Origin of the sequence: Rahnella rivi (assembly GCF_019049655.1) — a bacterium.
Classification (GTDB): Bacteria; Pseudomonadota; Gammaproteobacteria; order Enterobacterales; family Enterobacteriaceae; genus Rahnella; species Rahnella rivi.
The window spans coordinates 162,484-180,875 of record NZ_JAFMOX010000060.1 but is presented as its reverse complement, the minus strand read 5'-3'; the positions used below and the strand labels follow the sequence as shown (position 1 = coordinate 180,875).

Genomic DNA, 18,392 nt, shown 5'->3' with positions numbered 1-18,392 from the left:
CAAAAAAGCCAGAAGACCGTCGTTGTGCGCCGTGTGAATTTAAAACATTTTGTAAAACTTTGACACACAATCACCGTTACTGAATAATAGAGGATGAACAACGTTGTGTTTGAGGAGAGAAGAATGAAAGTCTGTCATGCGCTGGTCGCATTAGCGAGTCTCAGCCTGATGGCGTCAGCTTCGGCGACCTCACTCAAACTTTCCCCAGACGTTGACGTGCTGGTGATCGACGGCAAACTGATGTCAGGCGCCATTCTCAAGGGGGCGGAAAGCCTCGAACTTGACGGCGGACAGCATCAGATCCTGTTTCAGGTCAGTAAAAATATTCATACTGCCAGCCCGCAGCCGCCTCAGCTTTATCACTCTCCGGCCTTTATTGTGACCTTCAGCGCACATGATAACCGCTCAGTCTCCTTTGTTCTGCCATCGCTCAGTAATGAAAAAGAGATGGCGCAGTTTAGCCACGCGATGAACTACCAGCTGGTGAATGAACAAGGACGTCAGATTAAAACCCAGCGTGATGTGCTGAATATGTTTAATGCAGAACGCCTGGCTGACGCTGAAAAATTGATGATGACCTATAACCTTTCCGGCGCACGCGCCGCGGTGCCTGCTTTTGCCAAAAACAATTCAGACAGAAAAACGGCAATGACGCACGAACGCCCTTCACAAATCGAAATGACCTATCTTCATCCGCTCTGGACCCGTCTCGCCGCCAATGCGGGTATCGAACAGTTTCTGCTCTGGTTCAGACAACCAGAAAAACAAGAACGGGCGTAGTAACGTCATCTGCATCACGCATTTTCTTCCTTAACGCCAAATTCTTGCCCCCGCGCTATGCAGTAAAACCCAGTTTCAGTATTCTGTGAGCCACTTTTACTTTCGCGTTGAAGGGAATTAGATGGAATTCACAACCCGCACGATCGCCAGCCAAAAGCATATTGCGCTGGTCGCCCATGACCACTGCAAAAATACGCTGATGAAATGGGTGGATAAAAACGTCGCTGAGCTTTCAAAGCACATTCTTTATGCCACGGGTACCACCGGAAATCTGGTTCAGCGTAACACCGGAATTAACGTCAAAAGTATGCTGAGTGGTCCGATGGGTGGCGATCAGCAGGTCGGCGCGCTGATCGCGGAAGGCAAAATTGATATGCTGATTTTCCTGTGGGATCCGCTCAATGCCGTTCCGCATGACCCGGATGTGAAGGCGCTGCTGCGTCTGGCGACGGTATGGAATATTCCTGTGGCGACGAACATTTCTACCGCTGATTTTCTGATTCAGTCGCCGATGTTTCAGTCGGAAGTTGAAATCACCATTCCTGACTATCAGCGCTATTTGTGGGCACGCCTGAAAGAATGAAGGATAAAAGGCCCGGAGCCAGTACGCCGGGCCTTTCGTTCAGGGCTTTCTCTGCACCGGTACGCCGATGTCTTCAAGCTGCTCAACAAACACCGAAGGACGCGCTTTATCCTGCAGCAACCAGACCTGATGTTTCGCGCGGGTCATCGCCACATACAGTAAACGCCGCTCTTCCGCGTCCATGAAGTTCTCAGGTTCGGGCAGTAAAACCTGCTCCAGCACCGATTCGCGGGCTGGCGCAGGGAATCCATCATTGCCCTCATGCAACCCGACGATAATCACATAATCAGCCTGCTGACCTTTGCTGGCATGGATAGTCATAAACTCAAGATTGAGTTTCGGCCAGCGCGTGGCGGCTTTCTCCAGTATTTGCGGACGCAGATGGTGATAACGCGCCAGCACCATAATCTGCTCCTGCGCCGTGACGTACCCGCTGAGTTTATCCAGTAATTTTTCCAGCTGATCCTCAGGAAGAATAACGACATTTTTCTTGTTGCCCTTCGTCAGGCTGTTTAACGGTTTTTTCAGCTGATAAGGGTTTTGCTGGACAAATTTATTCGCGATTTCACCAATACGATCATTGAAACGGTAGGTGGTATCGAGCGCACATTGCGCGCCTTCACCGAAGTTTTCAGCAAATGCGGTAGTCAGCGAAAGCTCAGCACCACTGAACCGGTAAATGGCCTGCCAGTCATCACCGACGGCAAACAGGCTGGTGTGCTTGTTGAGTTTACGCAGGGCAGAAAGAAGCAGCGCACGCTGTGGCGAAATGTCCTGAAACTCATCCACCAGAATGTGTTTCCACGGGCTGACAAACCGCCCTTTATCCAGAATATTGACGGCCTGATGAATCAGCCCTGAGAAATCCACTGCGCCCTCTTCTTTAAGCGCTGTTTTCCAGGCTTTCAGAAACGGTGCCATCAGGCGAATACGCTTCTGGAAAATTTCTTTTACCTCTTCAGGGGCCGCGTCGATCATCTCTGCCTGGCTGCCGCCATGCATACGCATCAGGCCGAGCCAGCGTTCAAGACGGCTGCACAATCTCTCGGCCAGCGCTTTGTTCTTCCAGTAATCCCCCTCCGGAACGGTCCATTCAAGCTCATCAGTCATCCACTGCCGCCAGCCGCTGGCCTGGACTTTTTTCTCTGCACATTGCTGCTGCCAGGTCTTGATCAGTAAACTGCGGCGCGCTTTGGCATCCGTCTCCAGTTTGCTGATTTTCGGCGTTTTTTTGCTGCCTTCCGAAATAATCTGTAATGCCAGCGCATGGAAAGTCTTGGCTTTGATGCCCTCGGTATGCAGGCGCTCTTTTATACGGGTGTTCATTTCATCGGCGGCCTGACGTCCGAACGCCAGAAGCAGGATTTGCTCCGGTTGCGCTTCCTGACGCCGTAACAGCCAGCCAGCGCGCGCCACCAGTACCGACGTTTTGCCGCTGCCCGCACCTGCCAGCACCAGCACAGCATCTTCCCCGTTGACCACCGCCCGGCACTGGCTGTCATTGAGCGGAGACACTTCGACGGTATCGAAGAAGTCACGATTATCGGCAATCACCCGATCAGTCCACGCCAGATTTCGTCTGTCGACGCTGCGTTTACCCTGCTCGAGCCAGCGCAGACAGGTTTGATAATCGTCACGGCAGTTCTCAAATTCGTTCAGGCGCTCAACCGGAACCGGTATCGCGGCAAAAGCTGCGGCGATGTCTTTCTGCACATCAGCCAGATCGACACGCTTGAACCATTTGTCCTGCTCTTCAATGCGCTCGATTTTTTCCACCTGCCCGTGCAACACGCCGGCACTGACGTCGCTCATTTCATCGCTCCAGCTCTGCCAGGCTTTAAGCAAATGCTGATAAAAACGCTGAGTTTCCTGCCACTCCGTGCCATGCAGACGCACGACTTTCTCTTCAGGAAGCTCGAATTCAAGCTCACCCCAGACAATGCCGCGTTTGCAGCGGATCTGGATCAGCTGATTGAAAGGGATCAGGTAGTGATGTTTGTCGCCGCTGACTTCAACGCCCGCGTTAAGCATGCGCACCCGATTGTAAGGGTGCTGAGCCAGATGTTTCCCGAAAGAGGTCGATTTCAATTCCATATCATCACACCGTGTCTTTTCTTGATTCCTGACGGAAAAATAGTATGCGTTATTTTACATGTTCGGATTCGAAAGAGTATTTAGGAGTTCACCTTTGATAACCAGAGGCGATCCGGCCCACGAAACAAGGTAGAATAAAGCAGGTGTTTCCATTTAGTGAACATGAAATCTTTTAACATTTTTAATAACTTCGGGAAGATCCCAACATGCGCACAGTGCTCAATATTCTTAACTTTGTTTTAGGTGGCTTTTTCACCACTCTCGCCTGGCTGTTTGCCACGCTGGTCAGTATTGTGCTGATTTTCACCCTGCCTCTGACCCGTTCATGCTGGGAAATCACCCGTCTGTCGTTGCTGCCGTTCGGTAATGAAGCAGTACATGTCGATGATTTATATCCTGAGAGACGTAACGCGCTGCTTGCCGGTGGCGGTACTCTGCTGAATATCTTCTGGCTAATTTTCTTCGGCTGGTGGTTATGTATTTCCCACATTGTGGCGGGGATTGCTCAATGTATCAGTATTATTGGTATTCCAGTGGGCATCGCGAATTTTAAAATCGCCGCTATCGCACTTTGGCCGGTGGGCCGTCGGGTAGTTTCCGTTGAGCTGGCAAAACAAATGCGTGAATCCAATGCTGCGCGCCAACTTAATGACCGTCGCAATCGCTGAGCAACCTCGTTCGGCCAATTTTTTTAATCACTGATTATGTTTAACGTGGGGTTTTCGTGCTCTCTATTGCACCAGGGTTAAGGCGTTATGCCTATAACAGCAATGTTCTTTATCACATCAGGATTTTCATTGCGCTGACCGGTGCTGCTGCGGTGCCGTGGTGGCTAGGCCAGACAACGTTGACTATTCCGCTGACGCTGGGTGTGGTGGCCGCTGCGCTGGCCGACCTTGATGACCGGCTGGCAGGGCGTCTGCGTAATTTGCTGATCACCCTGGTGTGCTTTTTCATTGCCTCGGCATCAATAGAGTTGCTGTTTCCCCATCCGTGGCTGTTTGCGCCAGGACTTATGCTCTCGACGTGCGGATTCATTCTGCTTGGCGCACTCGGACAACGTTATGCCACTATCGCGTTCGGCGCGTTGCTGATCGCGATTTATACCATGCTCGGCACCAGCATGTATCACATCTGGTATCAGCAACCCTTGCTGCTGCTGGCGGGGGCAATCTGGTACAACGTATTGACGCTTGCCGGGCATTTAATTTTCCCCATCCGCCCGCTTCAGGACCAGATTTCCCGCTGTTTCACCCAACTGGCCGCCTATCTGGAAGCCAAGGCAACGTTGTTTGACCCCGATCAGGAAGATAACAATCAGCAACTGGTGGAACTGGCAATGGCCAACGGTCAGCTGGTTGCGACGCTCAATCAGACCAAGAATACGCTGCAGACCCGGCTTAAAGGCGACCGGGGTCAGAAAGGAACGCGACGCACCCTGCACTATTACTTTGTCGTACAGGATATTCACGAACGGGCCAGTTCCTCTCACGTGAAATACCTGAAACTCAGCGAACAGTTCCATCACAGCGACATTTTGTTCCGCTTCCAGCGCCTGATGAGTATGCAGGCGCGTGGCTGTTTACAGCTTTCTCAGTGCATTCTTTATCGTCAGCCCTATACGCATAACAGCCAGTTTGAACGCGCATTTGCACGGCTGGAAGAGGCACTTAAGCGTCTGGAAACGCAGGGGGAACACCGGGAGATGTTGCAGGCGTTGCGCCACCTTTTGCGCAATCTGCATGCGATCGATGCGCAGCTGGCGAATATTGAATCCGAGCAATCGCTGCCGGAAAATCAGGCCGGGAAAAGCCCGTTTGTTGAAGACCGCCTCACCGGCCTGGATGATATCTGGCTGCGGATTTCACGTCACTTCACGCCGCAATCGGTATTATTCCGTCATGCAATCCGCATGTCCGTCGTGCTGTTTGTCGGATATGTATTTATCCAGGTCAGCGGGCTGAATCACGGTTACTGGATTTTGCTGACCAGTCTGTTCGTATGCCAGCCTAACTACAGCGCAACGCGCCGGCGGTTAGCGCTGAGGATTATCGGGACCCTGGCCGGTATCGCGCTGGGCATACCCATTCTGTATTTCGTTCCCTCAGTGGATGGTCAGATGATCCTGATCGTAATCAGCGGGTTGCTGTTCTTCGCGTTTCGCACCGTGCAATACGCCCAGGCCACCATGTTTATCACCTTGCTGGTCTTGCTGTGCTTCAATTTGCTGGGCGAAGGGTTTGAAGTCGCAATCCCGAGGATTATTGATACGCTCATTGGCTGCGCCATTGCCTGGGCCGCCGTGACATTTATCTGGCCTGACTGGAAATTCCGCCAGATTGACCGGGTAGTCAGTAAAACCTTTCAGGCCAACTGCCGTTATCTTGATGCCATTCTGGTGCAATATCATCAGGGCAAGGACAACAGTCTTGATTATCGCCTTGCGCGACGTGATGCGCATAACTGCGATGCTGAACTGGCGTCCGTTGTCTCCAATATGAGCTCGGAGAAAAACAATGAGACGGCGACGCTTGAGGCAGCCTTTCGCCTGCTGTGCCTCAATCACACTATGCTCAGTTATATTTCAGCGTTGGGTGCCCACCGCGAAAAACTCCAGGATGCCGAAACCCTGCGCTTACTGGATGATGCAGCATGCTGCGTGGATGGCGCCCTGAATCATATGACAACCGAGACAGACCGGGTACAGCGCGCACTTGATCACCTGACCTCGCGGATTCAGATGCGTACGACAGAATCAGACAGTAAAGAGCAACTTGTACTGCAGCAAATCGGATTGCTGGTGGCTCATTTACCTGAGCTCACCAGCCTGAATAACAAGATCTCGCCGGAACAGCATCACTCCTGATACCGCTAAGCGCCGGGCATTCACTCCAGTCCCATTAATGTGGATCCTGGAGTGGGTGTTCCGATTGCTCTTGCTGATGCCTGTACCATTGAATTAACGACTCACGAGATGACATCGGCAGAGCAGCCTCATGAAATCCAAGAATTGCCCCTTCCAGCGCCATTAATATGTTAATACCCAGATCTTTTTTCACGGTACAGAGCTTTTTGTACGTCAGACATGATCCCAGCGATTTAAGATCGCCCGAGTTTTCAATACCCACCTCCCAGAGTAATTTTTCCAGCGCCAGCGTCAAATTGGGGAGATCTTTTAACCGCCCTGCCTCGTTTTTTACGTTTATTGATATCATGCTGCATTCCTGTGAGAGAAAGCATGGCCATCTGGCGCAGTTTTCTGGGTTTCTCCCACTGAGCTTTGCTCACTTTGAAATAACGAAGAAAAACGGGCATTCCGCGTTTACGATAAATCAGCCTTTCCATTCCTAGCTCGCAAAAATATTGCTCAGTTTCATCACTGGCGCGCAGGTACAACTCGCCGTCGGACACAAGAGCAAACATCACGCGGTCAGCCGATAAACTGTACCCACCGAACTGCGAGCGTGCACGTATGTTGCCCAATGAGGCAAAGAGTTCCGTACATTGTAGAATCCGTTTTTTTGACTGGCTTATCATTGCGTTATCCTTTTCATATTCATTCCATAGAACCATTTCTGGGTTAGCTAAACAGCTAAAATCAAAATACGCAATGTGGAGCACTGCGCCAAATACAAAATGCATTTGCAGTCAGTTACCTTCAAAATTTGCGAGATATCTTGGAAAAATTGGGTTGATCTTTGTGCACCGCCAGAGTACTGTACATTCATACAGTAACTCACTGGGGTACATCACTATGCGAACTCAACACCATGCAAATCATCATTTTAGTCAGCTTGCTTTGCCGGTAGATCATCAACAGGTAAATACGTCTGCGTCTCTGAATAATGGTCTGATCACTGAGTTCGTCTATAGTGCGAGCCAACCGGCGTTTGCCCAACTGTTACTGCCTCTGCTTCAACATCTCGGCACGCAATCACGCTGGTTATTATGGCTCACGCCACAGCAAAAATTGAGCCGTATCTGGTTATCAGAATCGGGTTTGCCTGTAGATAAGATGGTGCAGGTAAATCAGATCACCGCGATGTCGACAGTGGACGCGATGGAGAAGGCATTACAGACCGGAAATTACAGTGTGGTATTAGGTTGGCTACCTGAATTGAACGATCTTGAGAGGGAAAGACTGCAAATTGCAGCCCGTCAGGGGGAGGCTTACGGGTTCGTGATGAAGCCCACAAATGAGCAGAGTTCAGCCAATGGACATCACTCAACCGTAAAAATTCACTCATTTGTATATCATTAGTTCAAATTAGGAATGTTCCGATGAAAATAATGCGGAACTTAGTGATTTGTGCTGGAACTGGCCCCAAAGCCAGTAAAAATGGGCATTCCTGACGCAGATATCCTCCAAGTTTTGTCAACAAAAGGTCAAACACGTTAAGAAATGTGTACATTTTTCCCTTTTTTTCCACAGCGTTAACACTTCAAGCTTGTAAGTTTCGCGCCACGTTGTAGACTTTACAACGCCAAGGTTGCTCTATAATGCCAACGTAAAGTGGCAAGTTCTTAATTGACGCAATAACCTTGGCGCAAGGATTTTAACCAAGGGCTTACAGCTTAAAGCTCAATTGCCTATTTGGATGATAACGAGGCGCAAAAATGAAAAAGACAGCTATCGCATTAGCAGTGGCACTGGCAGGTTTCGCTACCGTAGCGCAAGCCGCCCCTAAAGATAACACCTGGTATACCGGTGGTAAATTGGGCTGGTCCCAATACCATGACACTGGTTTCGCAAATGCTTACGAAGGTATCGGCAACGGCCCTACCCACGAAAGCCAACTGGGTGCAGGTGCGTTCTTGGGTTACCAAGCGAACCAATACCTGGGCTTTGAAATGGGATATGACTGGCTTGGTCGCATGCCTTCTAAAGGCAGCGTAAACAACGGCGCGTTCAAAGCACAAGGCGTTCAGCTGGCTGCTAAATTGAGCTACCCACTGACTGACGATCTGGACCTGTACACCCGTCTGGGTGGTATGGTTTGGCGTGCAGATTCAAAAGGTAACTTCAACAATGGCGCTGCTGGCCGCATCAGCGACCACGACACCGGTGTTTCTCCACTGGCAGCCGTTGGTGTTGAATACGCAGTAACCAAAAACTGGGCTACCCGTCTGGACTACCAGTGGGTTAACAACATCGGTGACGCAGCTACAGTTGGCGCACGTCCTGATAACGGCATGCTGTCTGTGGGTGTTTCTTACCGTTTCGGTCAAGATGAAGCAGCTGCTCCAGTTGTTGCTCCAGCACCAGCTCCAGCTCCAGTTGTAGAGACTAAGAAATTCACTCTGAAATCTGACGTTCTCTTCAACTTCAACAAATCGACCCTGAAACCAGAAGGCCAACAGGCTCTGGATCAACTGTACAGCCAGTTGAGCTCAATCGATCCTAAAGACGGTTCTGTTATCGTTCTGGGTTACACCGACCGTATCGGTTCAGAACAATACAACCAGAAACTGTCTGAGCAACGTGCACAGAGCGTAGTAGATTACCTGGTATCTAAAGGTATCCCTGCTAACAAGATCTCTGCACAAGGCCAAGGTAAATCTAACCCAGTTACTGGTTCTACCTGTGACTCCGTTAAAGGTCGTGCTGCTCTGATCGACTGCCTGGCACCAGACCGTCGTGTAGAAATCGAAGTTAAAGGCTACAAAGATACTGTTACTCAGCCACAGGCTTAATAACACTCTTTAGCTTTTGCTACAGATACTAAAAACCCCGCCTCGGCGGGGTTTTTTTATGTCCTGATTTAACCATCAGAAGCGAAACCGGAACAGATAACGTTGCTAATCAGAAAGGATATAGCGACAGGTCAGCTATCTTGTTTACCCAGAATTTGCTGTAAATCTTCCTTCAGTGATGACATCTGATTCGCATATTTCTCTTTACGCTCAGCATCTTCAAGCAACTGTATAATCGTATCCGACAACGTTGCCCCGCGACGTTGTGCGAGCCCTGCAAGACGCTGCCAGACCAAAAACTCCAGATCGATAGACTTCTTACGGGTGTGCTGATGTTCAGCATTGAAATGGCGTTTACGGCGGGCGCGAATGGTTTGCTTGAGACGATTTTCCAGCGCCGGATTCATATTATTAGCAATCCAGTCCATGACCTTTACCGGTTCATTTTCCAGGCTAAGAAGTTGATTCACTGATTCATGCGCAGCGCTGTTTTCTAAATGGCGGGTGATCCGCTCACCTTCCCGGTGTTTTTTCACCAGATACTTCCATTTCCAACCGCTTTCGAGATTTTCCAGTTGCTGATATTTCATCGTGAACTCTTCTGTGACCACGTAACTTTAGTAAGCATAACAGTTTTATTTCAATTTTCACTGCAAATAAACCCGCCAATTTGTTTGTTTTTTGCGCACCCGTTCAGCAATGTGCGTTAACTCGGATTTGGGGGTGACTCTCATTGTATGCAGCCGTGTTTATTCTTGTATAATCGCACTTTCCCTTTTTATAGAAAACAGCTAACACATTGACCAATAACCGACTTGACTGGCAGCTTTTACTGCCCGACTCCGCGCCTTATGAGGCAATCTTTGCAACGGCTGCCCAGTTAGCCCCTGTCGATTTCGCTGGAACTCAGCCTCGGCTGGAAAATGGTTTAACGCTGTTTTGTCATCCCCGCTCGCGCCCCCGCTTTATGGTCCTTAAAGCACAGGAAAACCGTGAGTATCTGTCACGTATCTCGAATGTGGTCAGCGAGCTGCTCCCTGAGCCGCAAGAAATTGCCGGTAACCGCTATCACATCGAAGGCAATAAAGTGACGCTGCTGGCAGCAAAATCGGCAGAAGATGCCTTTGCAGCCAAAAATACCTGTCAGTACCGTGAGTGGGTTGAGCCGGAACAGCTGTTTGGCTGCGTGCGGATCTATAAAGACCAGATTCAGCTTGAACCGGGTTTAGTTCATCATCTGAACGGTGGCGTTCTGATTCTGTCGATTCGCAGCCTGCTCGCGCAGCCTCTGATGTGGTTACGTCTCAAGCAGATGATTACCGAAGGGCAATATCACTGGGTTTCTCCCGATGAAACACGCCCGTTGCCGGCAACCATTCCGCCAATGCCGTTGGATATCCGCCTGATTCTGGTGGGTGACCGCCTGTCTCTTGGCGATCTCAGCGACATGGAACCTGAGCTGATGGATTCCTCCATCTACGGTGAATTTGAAGCCGACCTGCCGTTGACTGAAACCAGCGATATGGAAACCTGGTGTGGTTACGTCAATACGCTGGCAGATGAGCTGGATGTCCCGCGTCTTGCCGCTGATGCCTGGCCAGAGTTCCTGAAGATAGCGATTCGCCAGAGCACCGATCAAGGCAGCCTGATTCTGGATCCGGTCTGGCTGAACACGCAGCTTAGTGAAGCCGCGCTCTACAATGAAGATGAATTGCTGAGTGCGAAAGCATTTGAAGCTGCGACCAGCTCCCGCGCATGGCGTGAGAGTTATTTACAAGAACGCATGCAGGATGAAATCGAACTTGGGCAAATTCTCATCGAAACCGATGGTGAAGTTGTCGGGCAGATCAATGGGCTGTCCGTTCTTGAATATCCGGGCCACCCGCGAGCACTGGGTGAACCTTCACGTATTAGTTGTGTCGTACACACCGGCGACGGTGAGTTTACTGACGTCGAGCGCAAAGCAGAACTGGGCGGTAATCTTCATGCGAAAGGCATGATGATCATGCAGGCCTTTCTGATTTCTGAACTGGAGCTCGACCAGCCTCTGCCCTTCTCCGCGTCTATTGTGTTTGAGCAATCTTACGGAGAAGTCGACGGCGACAGCGCCTCCCTGGCTGAACTTTGTGCACTGGTCAGTGCGCTTTCAATGCAGCCGATCAACCAGCAAATTGCTGTGACCGGTTCTGTTGATCAGTTTGGGAACGTGCAACCTATTGGTGGCGTAAATGAAAAAATCGAAGGTTTCTTCGAAGTTTGTCAGCGCCGTGGTCTGACCGGGAAACAAGGGGTCATTCTGCCCACCAGCAACGTGCGTAATTTGTGCCTGCATCCGCAGGTTATAGACGCCGTTCGCGAAGGCCAGTTTCATTTATGGGCAGTTGATAACGCAGCCGAAGCGCTGCCTATCCTGACCGGACTGATTTACTCAAACGAAGGTGAAGTTGAAGAAGAACGTCCGAGTTTGTTGGGGTTGATTCAGCAGCGCATTGCGCTGGCAACATCGCAAGGTGGCCCGCGTTATCCCTGGCCTCTTCGTTGGTTGAACTGGTTCAGTCGCAGCTGATCGGAGTTGTTCAGCTTACAGCTGTAAGCTAATCTTCGTCCTTCATTAAAATAAGGCTTACATAGAACATGGTAGATAAACGCGATTCCTATACGAAAGAAGACCTCATAGCTTCCGGCCGCAGTGAACTCTTCGGCGCAGGCGGTCCTCCGTTACCGTCAGGCAACATGCTGATGATGGATCGCATCGTCAAGATGCAAGAAGATGGCGGCACCCATGGCAAAGGCTATGTAGAAGCTGAACTGGATATCAATCCGGACCTGTGGTTCTTCGGTTGTCACTTCATCGGTGACCCGGTGATGCCTGGTTGTCTGGGTCTGGACGCTATGTGGCAGTTAGTGGGCTTCTATCTGGGCTGGCTCGGTGGCGAAGGCAAAGGCCGCGCACTGGGCGTCGGCGAGGTGAAATTCACCGGTCAGGTTCTGCCTACGGCTAGAGTGGTGACTTATCGCCTGAACTTCAAACGCGTGATTAACCGTAAACTGATCATGGGCGTTGCCGATGGTGAAGTGCTGGTTGACGGTGTTGTGATCTATACCGCAACAGATCTGAAAGTAGGTTTGTTCAAGGACGCTGCTGCGTTCTGATTCGGCAAATACTGCAGTTAACAGAACGGCGGGTCTTCGGATCCGCCGTTTTTTTATGCCTGATTTATCTCTGATCTCTGATAAGAGATAATTGTGAGTGAGATAAACGTCTCAGTGATGACTACCCGCATAAACGAAAACCTCCGCGCGTAGCGGAGGTTGTTCCTTTTTCTGCCAGTGCCGCCGCTTAAGCGGTTACGGCCCTGACCTCCATGGCTTGTCGCCAACCCCCGAGCCAATGTGATCGGGCATCTAATGATTGGTAGGGGCAAATCTCTTTTGAGCGCCCGCCAATACCTGCTTGATATCCACGTGATTGTGCCCGTTCCAGGCGATCGCGTTTTTGTCTCTTCATGCCTTGTATCCCTCATTATTCAGGTCAGGTGGAAAGAAAACAGTGGTGCGCTTCTGCGTCCACCCCTAATAAATAGCGGCTATCAGCAAGGAGGTCAATGCTCAAAATTCACGCCAATGTCATAAATATGAGATATTTTATCGGATTGCGCGCAAATGAATCGCGCCTTAAGAATCACATCTGGCTGATCACAAATAAAAAATCCCGGCATCTGAAAATCAGAAGCCGGGATTTTTATTATTTAGCTCAAATTAAATTAAGCTTAAAAAGTTTTTATCTTACCTGAGCCGCTATCTGGCTTGCTTCTTGCTGCCAGCCGGTAGCCAGAGTTCTGACCAGTGCATCATAACCGTCTTCACCCTGTTTCAGATTCAGCGCAAAATCACGCTGAATTGTCTGGCCGTTTCGGTTCAGCGTCCAGCTGCCGCTCACCACCACGATGCCATCGTATCGGCCATGGAAACCGGTGACATTAACGTTCAACACGTCCTGATCGTCAGAGCTGGCGGGCTGACCGGAAACCAGATACCCCGGTAAATCACGGCGCAGATAGGTCACCAGAGACTGCTGTAGCTGCTGATCCAGCGGGCTGGCCCACAGGTTATTTTGAGTCAGCGTGTATTGCACATCATTGGTCTGATACACCAGCCCTGAACCTGCCAGGTAATCAGCGACACTCACGTGCTCTACCCACAGCTTACGCTGCTCCGTCATGCCGGACGACATCACGCTACCGGCAGCCGTTGTACTGCTTAGCAGCGGCAGCTGGTAGTAGGTCTTCTGATTACTGCTGCTACAGGCAGTCAGGAATAATGCTAAGACGACAGGTATCCATTTTTTCATTATTTGGCCTTCTTCGGCTGAGGATCATCTTGCCCAGGGGCTGCGAAAATCAGAGCGTTACTTTTCTGGTTCAGCGTTTTCAGGACTGGCTGTAGCTCGCGCAACGTCTTGTCCAGACTTTGCATATCGCCCACCAGATTGCCGTACGCCGGAGAACCAGGCTGGAATCCTTTCAGACTGCGGTTCAGCTGGATTAGCGTCTGCTGCATGTCTTTCGGCAGATTCTTCATCTCTTTGCTGCCAACGATCGCATTAAGAGATTCGATCGTTTTCTGCGTTGCCCGCATCGTTTTCTGACTTTCCGCCAGCGTGCTGGTGGCTTCACGCATCATCGGTTCGATAGGCAGATTGTTGATTTTATCCAGTGTGGCAATGAGTTTCTGCTGGATCTGCGCAAACCCACCGCTCACCGTTGGCAGCAGTTTGTGCCCGGCCAGTTCCAGCGGCCCTTTCCACGGTTTCTCATTAGGATAGAAATCAAGATCGATGTACATCGAGCCCGTCAGCAGGTTAGCGGATTTCATCGACGCACGAAGACCATGAGCAATGCCATCACGAATGTGATCTTCAATATTGAAGTTACTGCCGAGCAATTGAACAAAGCGATCGGGTTCAATGCGGATCAGTACTGGAATACGATAATCGTCTGACATCTGCTGATTCAGCACATTCAACGGATAAGGAACTTCTGCTACTGTCCCCAGACGTATGCCACGGAATTCGACCGGCGCGCCAGGTTGCAGACCGCGAACGGAGTCAGAGAAGAACATCACGTAATCCATGTGGCGGGTATACAGCGATTCCTGAATACTTTTCTGGTCGTCAAACAGCTGATAGTTATCGCCGTTTTTAGCCGCCTGCCCCTGCGTCCAGCCATTAGGAATATCGAAGCTCACGCCACCGCTGAACAGCGTGGTCAGAGAGCCCATTTCCACACGCATTCCGGCAGCAGACATATCAAAATTCACGCCGCTGTCTTTCCAGAAGCGGACATTGTCGGATACCAGCGTGTCGTAAGGCGCACGAATGAACAGCTGATATTTGATATTGCGGGCTTTAGGATCGAAGTGGCTGGTTTCCACTGTACCGACCTGGAATCCACGGAACAGCACCGGGTCACCCGGACTTAGCTGACCGGAGCGTTCACTTTCCAGGACGACACGGATCCCTTTGGCATCCGGTGACGCCAGTGGCGGGGAGTCATCGAGTTTATATTCCGTTTTCTCGCCGCCTTTATTTCCCGGCTGAAGCTGGATATAAGCCCCGGATAACAGTGTCCCCAAACCAGAAACGCCTTCACGGCCAATTTGCGGTTTCACCACCCAGAAGACGGAGTCATCGTGCAGCATTTTTTCCATGCCGGTATTAAGACGCGCTTTGATAATCACCTGCTGAAGGTCATCGCTCAGGGTGACTGATTCAACTTTGCCGACGTCCACGTTACGGCTTTTGATGGTAGTTTTCCCACCCTCAATACCTTCGGCCGTCGCGGTAATCAGCGTCACTTCCGGTCCCTGGTGGCTGTAATGATAAAAAAGGATCCATGCACCGATCAGCGCAGTAACGATCGGGACAATCCACACCGGTGACCAGCGTTTAATCTTTTCTACTTTGGCAGTTCCGTCATGCTCTGCCATGTTATTTCCTGCCATCTTGTGGCTCCTTTGTAGACTTCATTCCGGCACGATCCCAAATGAGCCTTGGGTCAAACGTCATTGCAGCGAACATAGTGAGGATGACGACGCCAGCAAACAGCAGCGCGCCGATGTCCGGATAAATACTCATGAGCTGCCCCATTCTTACCAGTGCAGAAAGTACCGCAATCACAAACACGTCAATCATCGACCAGCGGCCAACAAATTCAACAAGTTCGTAAATCACATGCAACCTTTCACGGTCAATTTCTTTATTGCTGTTCGCATCCCAGCACAGCCAGGCAATCGCGATCATTTTTAACGTCGGCACCATGATACTGGCGATAAAAATCACCATCGCCACCGGATAAGAACCATCACTCCACAGCAGCACCACACCGGCCATGATCGTCGAAGGCATCGGGGTTCCCAGCACCTGAGTGATCATGATCGGCAACAGATTGGCCGGAAGATAGAGCAGAACCGAGGTGACCAAAAGCGCCATCGTCCATTGCAGGCTGTTTTTACGCCGTGCATGGCCATGGCTCTTGCAGCGGCCGCACTCTTTTTGATCAACGGGCAAAATCGCCATACAGCAGTGACATGAACGCAGCCCCTGTCGCAGGCCACTTTCGCCCACGCGAACAGGGTGTTCAACCGCCGGAGCAGGCTCGATATGCTGCCATAACCAGAAGCGGTCAGTGCACTGGAACGCGCGTAATTGCAATAAACAGAACAGAACATAGGGGATGAAACTGGTCCCGACGCCAACGTCGCCGTAGGCCATCAGCTTAACGAAACTGACCAGAACACCGGCGAGAAATATCTCCACCATGCACCAGCTTTTCAGCCTGAACAGGGTACGCGCGATACTCACTTTCCAGTGAACGGGGATGTTTATGCCCTGATAGAGAATAATGATAGACACCATGCAGATGGCCGGGAGCAGTTGCACCACGATCATAAACAGTGAGGCCATACTGGCGTAATCTTCTGACACCAGCACCTGCGGGATTTGCACCAGCGTAACTTCGCTGCTCAGTCCGGCAACGTTCATATTCACAAAGGGGAAAAGGTTGGCGAGCAACAGCATAAACAAGGCGCTGATTGCGTAACCGACAGGACGTCTGCGAGGCTCATTCCAGCGGGTTGTCAGCGTCGTATGGCAACGTGGACAAACGGCCTTTTGCCCGATATTCAAACCAGGTATTGCCACCAGCATGTCGCATTGGGGGCATAAGATGTGCGGACCATGGGCATCAGAACACACAAGCGACTCCTCAATAGCGGAAAGGCCAAAGATTTCGGCAACCGGTATTCCCTATAGCCGGTTGCCGATAAGCGTGCAGTGTTAGCCGTTTTTCTGCGCTTCCAGCGCTTCCCAACGTTCGAACGCCTGCTCTAACTCCTGCTCTGCAGCAGCGAAAGCCGCAAGCACTTGCTGAGTTTCTTCATGAGGAAGTGTGAAGAAATTCGCATCGCTCATCTGCTGTTGCAGTGCTTCAATTTTTTCTTCCAGTGTGCTGATTTGCAGTGGCAATTGTTCAAGCTCACGTTGTTGATTATAGCTGAGCTTGTTCGCCGTGCGTTTGGCCTGTTCTGCTTTCGGCTGCGCAGGTGCTTTATTTTCAGCTGCCGCAACCTGACGGATTGGCTTCTGATGACGGCGTTGATGCTGCGCGTCATGGTAACCGCCGACATAGCTGTTGATCACGCCGTTGCCTTCGTAAATCCAGCATTCAGTGGCCGAGTTATCAACAAATTCACGGTCATGGCTCACCAGCATTACGGTGCCCTGATAGGAATCGATCATCTCTTCCAGCAGCTCGAGAGTTTCCACATCCAGGTCATTGGTTGGTTCATCGAGAATCAACAGGTTGCTTGGGCGCAGGAACAATTTTGCCAGCAGCAGACGGTTACGTTCGCCGCCCGAGAGTGCTTTCACCGGGGTCATTGCACGTTTTGGATGGAACAGGAAGTCCTGGAGGTAGCCCAGAACATGGCGTGAACGGCCATTGACCATCACTTCCTGCTTACCTTCCGCGAGGTTATCCATCACGGTACGTTCAGGATCCAGCTCGGCACGGTGCTGATCGAAATACGCCACTTCCAGCTTGGTACCGCAGTGAACACGGCCACTGTCAGCCTTAATCTGGCTTAACATCAGTTTCAGCAGCGTCGTTTTGCCACAACCGTTCGGACCGATCAGCGCAATTTTATCGCCGCGCATCACCTGAGCCGAGAAGTTGCTGACCAGTTGTTTACCGGCCACGCTGTAGTTAACGTCTTCCATTTCAAAGACGATCTTGCCGGAGCTTGCGGCTTCAACCACCTGCATTTTGGCGGTGCCCATCACTTCACGGCGATCGGAGCGCTCTTTACGCAGGGCTTTCAGGGCGCGTACGCGGCCTTCGTTACGGGTACGTCGGGCTTTGATACCCTGGCGGATCCACACTTCTTCCTGCGCCAGTTTTTTATCGAACTCGGCATTTTGCAGCTCTTCAACGCGCAGCGCTTCTTCTTTCGCCAGCAGATAAGCTTCGTAGTTACCCGGGTAGGAAACCAGTTTGCCGCGGTCGAGATCGACAATGCGGGTCGCCATATTGCGAATGAAAGAACGGTCATGGGAAATGAAGATTATGCTGCCCTGGAATTCTTTCAGGAACTCTTCCAGCCACGCGATACTTTCGATATCCAGGTGGTTGGTCGGTTCATCGAGCAACAAAATCTGGGGAGCGCTGACCAGCGCACGTCCCAGCGCGGCTTTACGCAGCCAGCCGCCAGACAGTGCTTTCAGTTCGGTGTCAGCATCCAGACCCAGTTTCAAGAGCACTTCGTTGATACGGCTGTCGAGCTGCCACAGGCCCTGGTGATCGAGGATTTCCATCACCTGCGCCAGTTTGTTCAGGTTCTTTTCGCTCGGATCGGTTTCGACCAGATGCGAAATAGCGTGATACGCCTTCAGATGTTCAGCTTGCTCGAAGACGCCTTCAGAGACGAAGTCAAATACGGTACCGGCAACGTTACGCGGTGGATCCTGTTGCAGACGCGCCACAATCAAATCCTGCTCGTACACGATGCGCCCGTCATCCAGCGGCACTTCACGGTTGAGAATTTTCATCAGCGTCGATTTACCGGCGCCGTTACGTCCAACCAGACACACGCGCTCGTTCGGCTCGATGTGCAATTCGGTGTTATCCAACAGCGGCGAGTCACTGAATGACAGCCAGGCACCTGACATACTAATTAACGACAT

Annotated in this window: 17 protein-coding genes; 8 read left to right on the top strand and 9 right to left on the bottom strand. The window is 51.0% G+C overall.

The window, feature by feature from the left end; all coding sequences use genetic code 11:
• Nucleotides 1-123: 123 nt before the first annotated feature.
• Both J1779_RS13850 and mgsA read left to right on the top strand, forming a co-directional pair.
• A complete protein-coding gene (locus J1779_RS13850) occupies nt 124-780 on the top strand; it encodes a YccT family protein (RefSeq protein ID WP_136375181.1) in 657 nt (218 codons plus the stop codon).
• 121 nt (nt 781-901) lie between these two features.
• Nucleotides 902-1,363 (top strand): methylglyoxal synthase, encoded by a 462-nt coding sequence (gene mgsA, locus J1779_RS13845; protein WP_056769348.1) that lies wholly within the window; start codon nt 902-904, stop codon nt 1,361-1,363.
• 39 nt (nt 1,364-1,402) lie between these two features.
• Here mgsA and helD read toward each other — a convergent pair whose 3' ends face one another.
• Nucleotides 1,403-3,457: a DNA helicase IV gene (gene helD, locus J1779_RS13840; RefSeq protein WP_217204013.1), complete on the bottom strand. Its 2,055-nt coding sequence runs from the start codon at nt 3,455-3,457 to the stop codon at nt 1,403-1,405.
• A 206-nt stretch (nt 3,458-3,663) separates the two neighbouring features.
• On the opposite strand from helD, the gene J1779_RS13835 reads away from it, so the two are divergent.
• Both J1779_RS13835 and yccS read left to right on the top strand, forming a co-directional pair.
• A complete protein-coding gene (locus J1779_RS13835) occupies nt 3,664-4,125 on the top strand; it encodes a YccF domain-containing protein (protein WP_056769344.1) in 462 nt (153 codons plus the stop codon).
• A gap of 56 nt (nt 4,126-4,181) precedes the next feature.
• Nucleotides 4,182-6,323 (top strand): YccS family putative transporter, encoded by a 2,142-nt coding sequence (yccS, locus tag J1779_RS13830; protein WP_217204012.1) that lies wholly within the window; start codon nt 4,182-4,184, stop codon nt 6,321-6,323.
• A gap of 34 nt (nt 6,324-6,357) precedes the next feature.
• Here yccS and J1779_RS25720 read toward each other — a convergent pair whose 3' ends face one another.
• Both J1779_RS25720 and J1779_RS25715 read right to left on the bottom strand, forming a co-directional pair.
• The gene (locus tag J1779_RS25720) at nt 6,358-6,672 is read right to left on the bottom strand and encodes a TfoX/Sxy family protein (protein ID WP_338019864.1); all 315 of its coding nucleotides are present in this window, start codon (nt 6,670-6,672) and stop codon (nt 6,358-6,360) included.
• Entirely contained in the window at nt 6,575-7,099 is a 525-nt protein-coding gene (locus tag J1779_RS25715) for a TfoX/Sxy family protein (protein WP_338019863.1), read from the bottom strand. Before J1779_RS25715 ends, J1779_RS25720 begins: the two co-directional genes overlap by 98 nt.
• Nucleotides 7,100-7,211: 112 nt before the next feature.
• Here J1779_RS25715 and sulA point away from each other — a divergent pair, with 112 nt between their 5' ends.
• Complete coding sequence (gene sulA / locus J1779_RS13820) at nt 7,212-7,718, top strand: SOS-induced cell division inhibitor SulA (RefSeq protein WP_056769338.1); 507 nt, start codon at nt 7,212-7,214, stop codon at nt 7,716-7,718.
• A 356-nt stretch (nt 7,719-8,074) separates the two neighbouring features.
• Entirely contained in the window at nt 8,075-9,151 is a 1,077-nt protein-coding gene (ompA, locus tag J1779_RS13815; protein ID WP_056769336.1) for a porin OmpA, read from the top strand.
• Between the two features lie 131 nt (nt 9,152-9,282).
• Here the strand turns inward: ompA and matP are convergent, their stop codons facing one another.
• Nucleotides 9,283-9,741: a macrodomain Ter protein MatP gene (gene matP / locus J1779_RS13810; protein ID WP_056769334.1), complete on the bottom strand. Its 459-nt coding sequence runs from the start codon at nt 9,739-9,741 to the stop codon at nt 9,283-9,285.
• Nucleotides 9,742-9,950: 209 nt separating this feature from the next.
• Here matP and J1779_RS13805 point away from each other — a divergent pair, with 209 nt between their 5' ends.
• Both J1779_RS13805 and fabA read left to right on the top strand, forming a co-directional pair.
• The gene (locus tag J1779_RS13805; protein ID WP_217204011.1) at nt 9,951-11,717 is read left to right on the top strand and encodes an AAA family ATPase; all 1,767 of its coding nucleotides are present in this window, start codon (nt 9,951-9,953) and stop codon (nt 11,715-11,717) included.
• Between the two features lie 68 nt (nt 11,718-11,785).
• Entirely contained in the window at nt 11,786-12,304 is a 519-nt protein-coding gene (gene fabA, locus J1779_RS13800) for a bifunctional 3-hydroxydecanoyl-ACP dehydratase/trans-2-decenoyl-ACP isomerase (RefSeq protein WP_217204010.1), read from the top strand.
• Nucleotides 12,305-12,491: 187 nt separating this feature from the next.
• Here fabA and rmf read toward each other — a convergent pair whose 3' ends face one another.
• From rmf to J1779_RS13775, 5 genes are all read right to left on the bottom strand, one after another.
• Nucleotides 12,492-12,659, bottom strand: a complete 168-nt coding sequence (gene rmf, locus J1779_RS13795) for a ribosome modulation factor (protein WP_072158021.1) — start codon at nt 12,657-12,659, stop codon at nt 12,492-12,494.
• A 273-nt stretch (nt 12,660-12,932) separates the two neighbouring features.
• On the bottom strand, nt 12,933-13,502 hold the full coding sequence (gene pqiC / locus J1779_RS13790) for a membrane integrity-associated transporter subunit PqiC (RefSeq protein WP_056769326.1): 570 nt from the start codon (nt 13,500-13,502) through the stop codon (nt 12,933-12,935).
• Nucleotides 13,502-15,154, bottom strand: coding sequence for an intermembrane transport protein PqiB (gene pqiB / locus J1779_RS13785; protein ID WP_122094807.1), 1,653 nt, complete (start codon nt 15,152-15,154; stop codon nt 13,502-13,504). The genes pqiC and pqiB overlap by 1 nt, the downstream gene beginning before the upstream one ends.
• Complete coding sequence (pqiA, locus tag J1779_RS13780; protein WP_056769322.1) at nt 15,141-16,406, bottom strand: membrane integrity-associated transporter subunit PqiA; 1,266 nt, start codon at nt 16,404-16,406, stop codon at nt 15,141-15,143. Before pqiA ends, pqiB begins: the two co-directional genes overlap by 14 nt.
• 81 nt (nt 16,407-16,487) lie before the next feature.
• Nucleotides 16,488-18,392, bottom strand: coding sequence for an ABC transporter ATP-binding protein (locus J1779_RS13775; protein ID WP_056769319.1), 1,905 nt, complete (start codon nt 18,390-18,392; stop codon nt 16,488-16,490).

What these genes read in the sequence shown, in the direction of transcription:
- J1779_RS13850 (WP_136375181.1), top strand. Translation starts at nt 124, where the DNA reads ATGAAAGTCTGTCATGCGCTGGTCGCATTAGCGAGTCTCAGCCTGATG.
- mgsA (WP_056769348.1), top strand. Translation starts at nt 902, where the DNA reads ATGGAATTCACAACCCGCACGATCGCCAGCCAAAAGCATATTGCGCTG.
- helD (WP_217204013.1), bottom strand. Translation starts at nt 3,457, where the DNA reads ATGGAATTGAAATCGACCTCTTTCGGGAAACATCTGGCTCAGCACCCT.
- J1779_RS13835 (WP_056769344.1), top strand. Translation starts at nt 3,664, where the DNA reads ATGCGCACAGTGCTCAATATTCTTAACTTTGTTTTAGGTGGCTTTTTC.
- J1779_RS25720 (WP_338019864.1), bottom strand. Translation starts at nt 6,672, where the DNA reads ATGATATCAATAAACGTAAAAAACGAGGCAGGGCGGTTAAAAGATCTC.
- J1779_RS25715 (WP_338019863.1), bottom strand. Translation starts at nt 7,099, where the DNA reads ATGCATTTTGTATTTGGCGCAGTGCTCCACATTGCGTATTTTGATTTT.
- sulA (WP_056769338.1), top strand. Translation starts at nt 7,212, where the DNA reads ATGCGAACTCAACACCATGCAAATCATCATTTTAGTCAGCTTGCTTTG.
- ompA (WP_056769336.1), top strand. Translation starts at nt 8,075, where the DNA reads ATGAAAAAGACAGCTATCGCATTAGCAGTGGCACTGGCAGGTTTCGCT.
- matP (WP_056769334.1), bottom strand. Translation starts at nt 9,741, where the DNA reads ATGAAATATCAGCAACTGGAAAATCTCGAAAGCGGTTGGAAATGGAAG.
- fabA (WP_217204010.1), top strand. Translation starts at nt 11,786, where the DNA reads ATGGTAGATAAACGCGATTCCTATACGAAAGAAGACCTCATAGCTTCC.
- rmf (WP_072158021.1), bottom strand. Translation starts at nt 12,659, where the DNA reads ATGAAGAGACAAAAACGCGATCGCCTGGAACGGGCACAATCACGTGGA.
- pqiC (WP_056769326.1), bottom strand. Translation starts at nt 13,502, where the DNA reads ATGAAAAAATGGATACCTGTCGTCTTAGCATTATTCCTGACTGCCTGT.
- pqiB (WP_122094807.1), bottom strand. Translation starts at nt 15,154, where the DNA reads ATGGCAGGAAATAACATGGCAGAGCATGACGGAACTGCCAAAGTAGAA.
- J1779_RS13775 (WP_056769319.1), bottom strand. Translation starts at nt 18,392, where the DNA reads ATGTCGTTAATTAGTATGTCAGGTGCCTGGCTGTCATTCAGTGACTCG.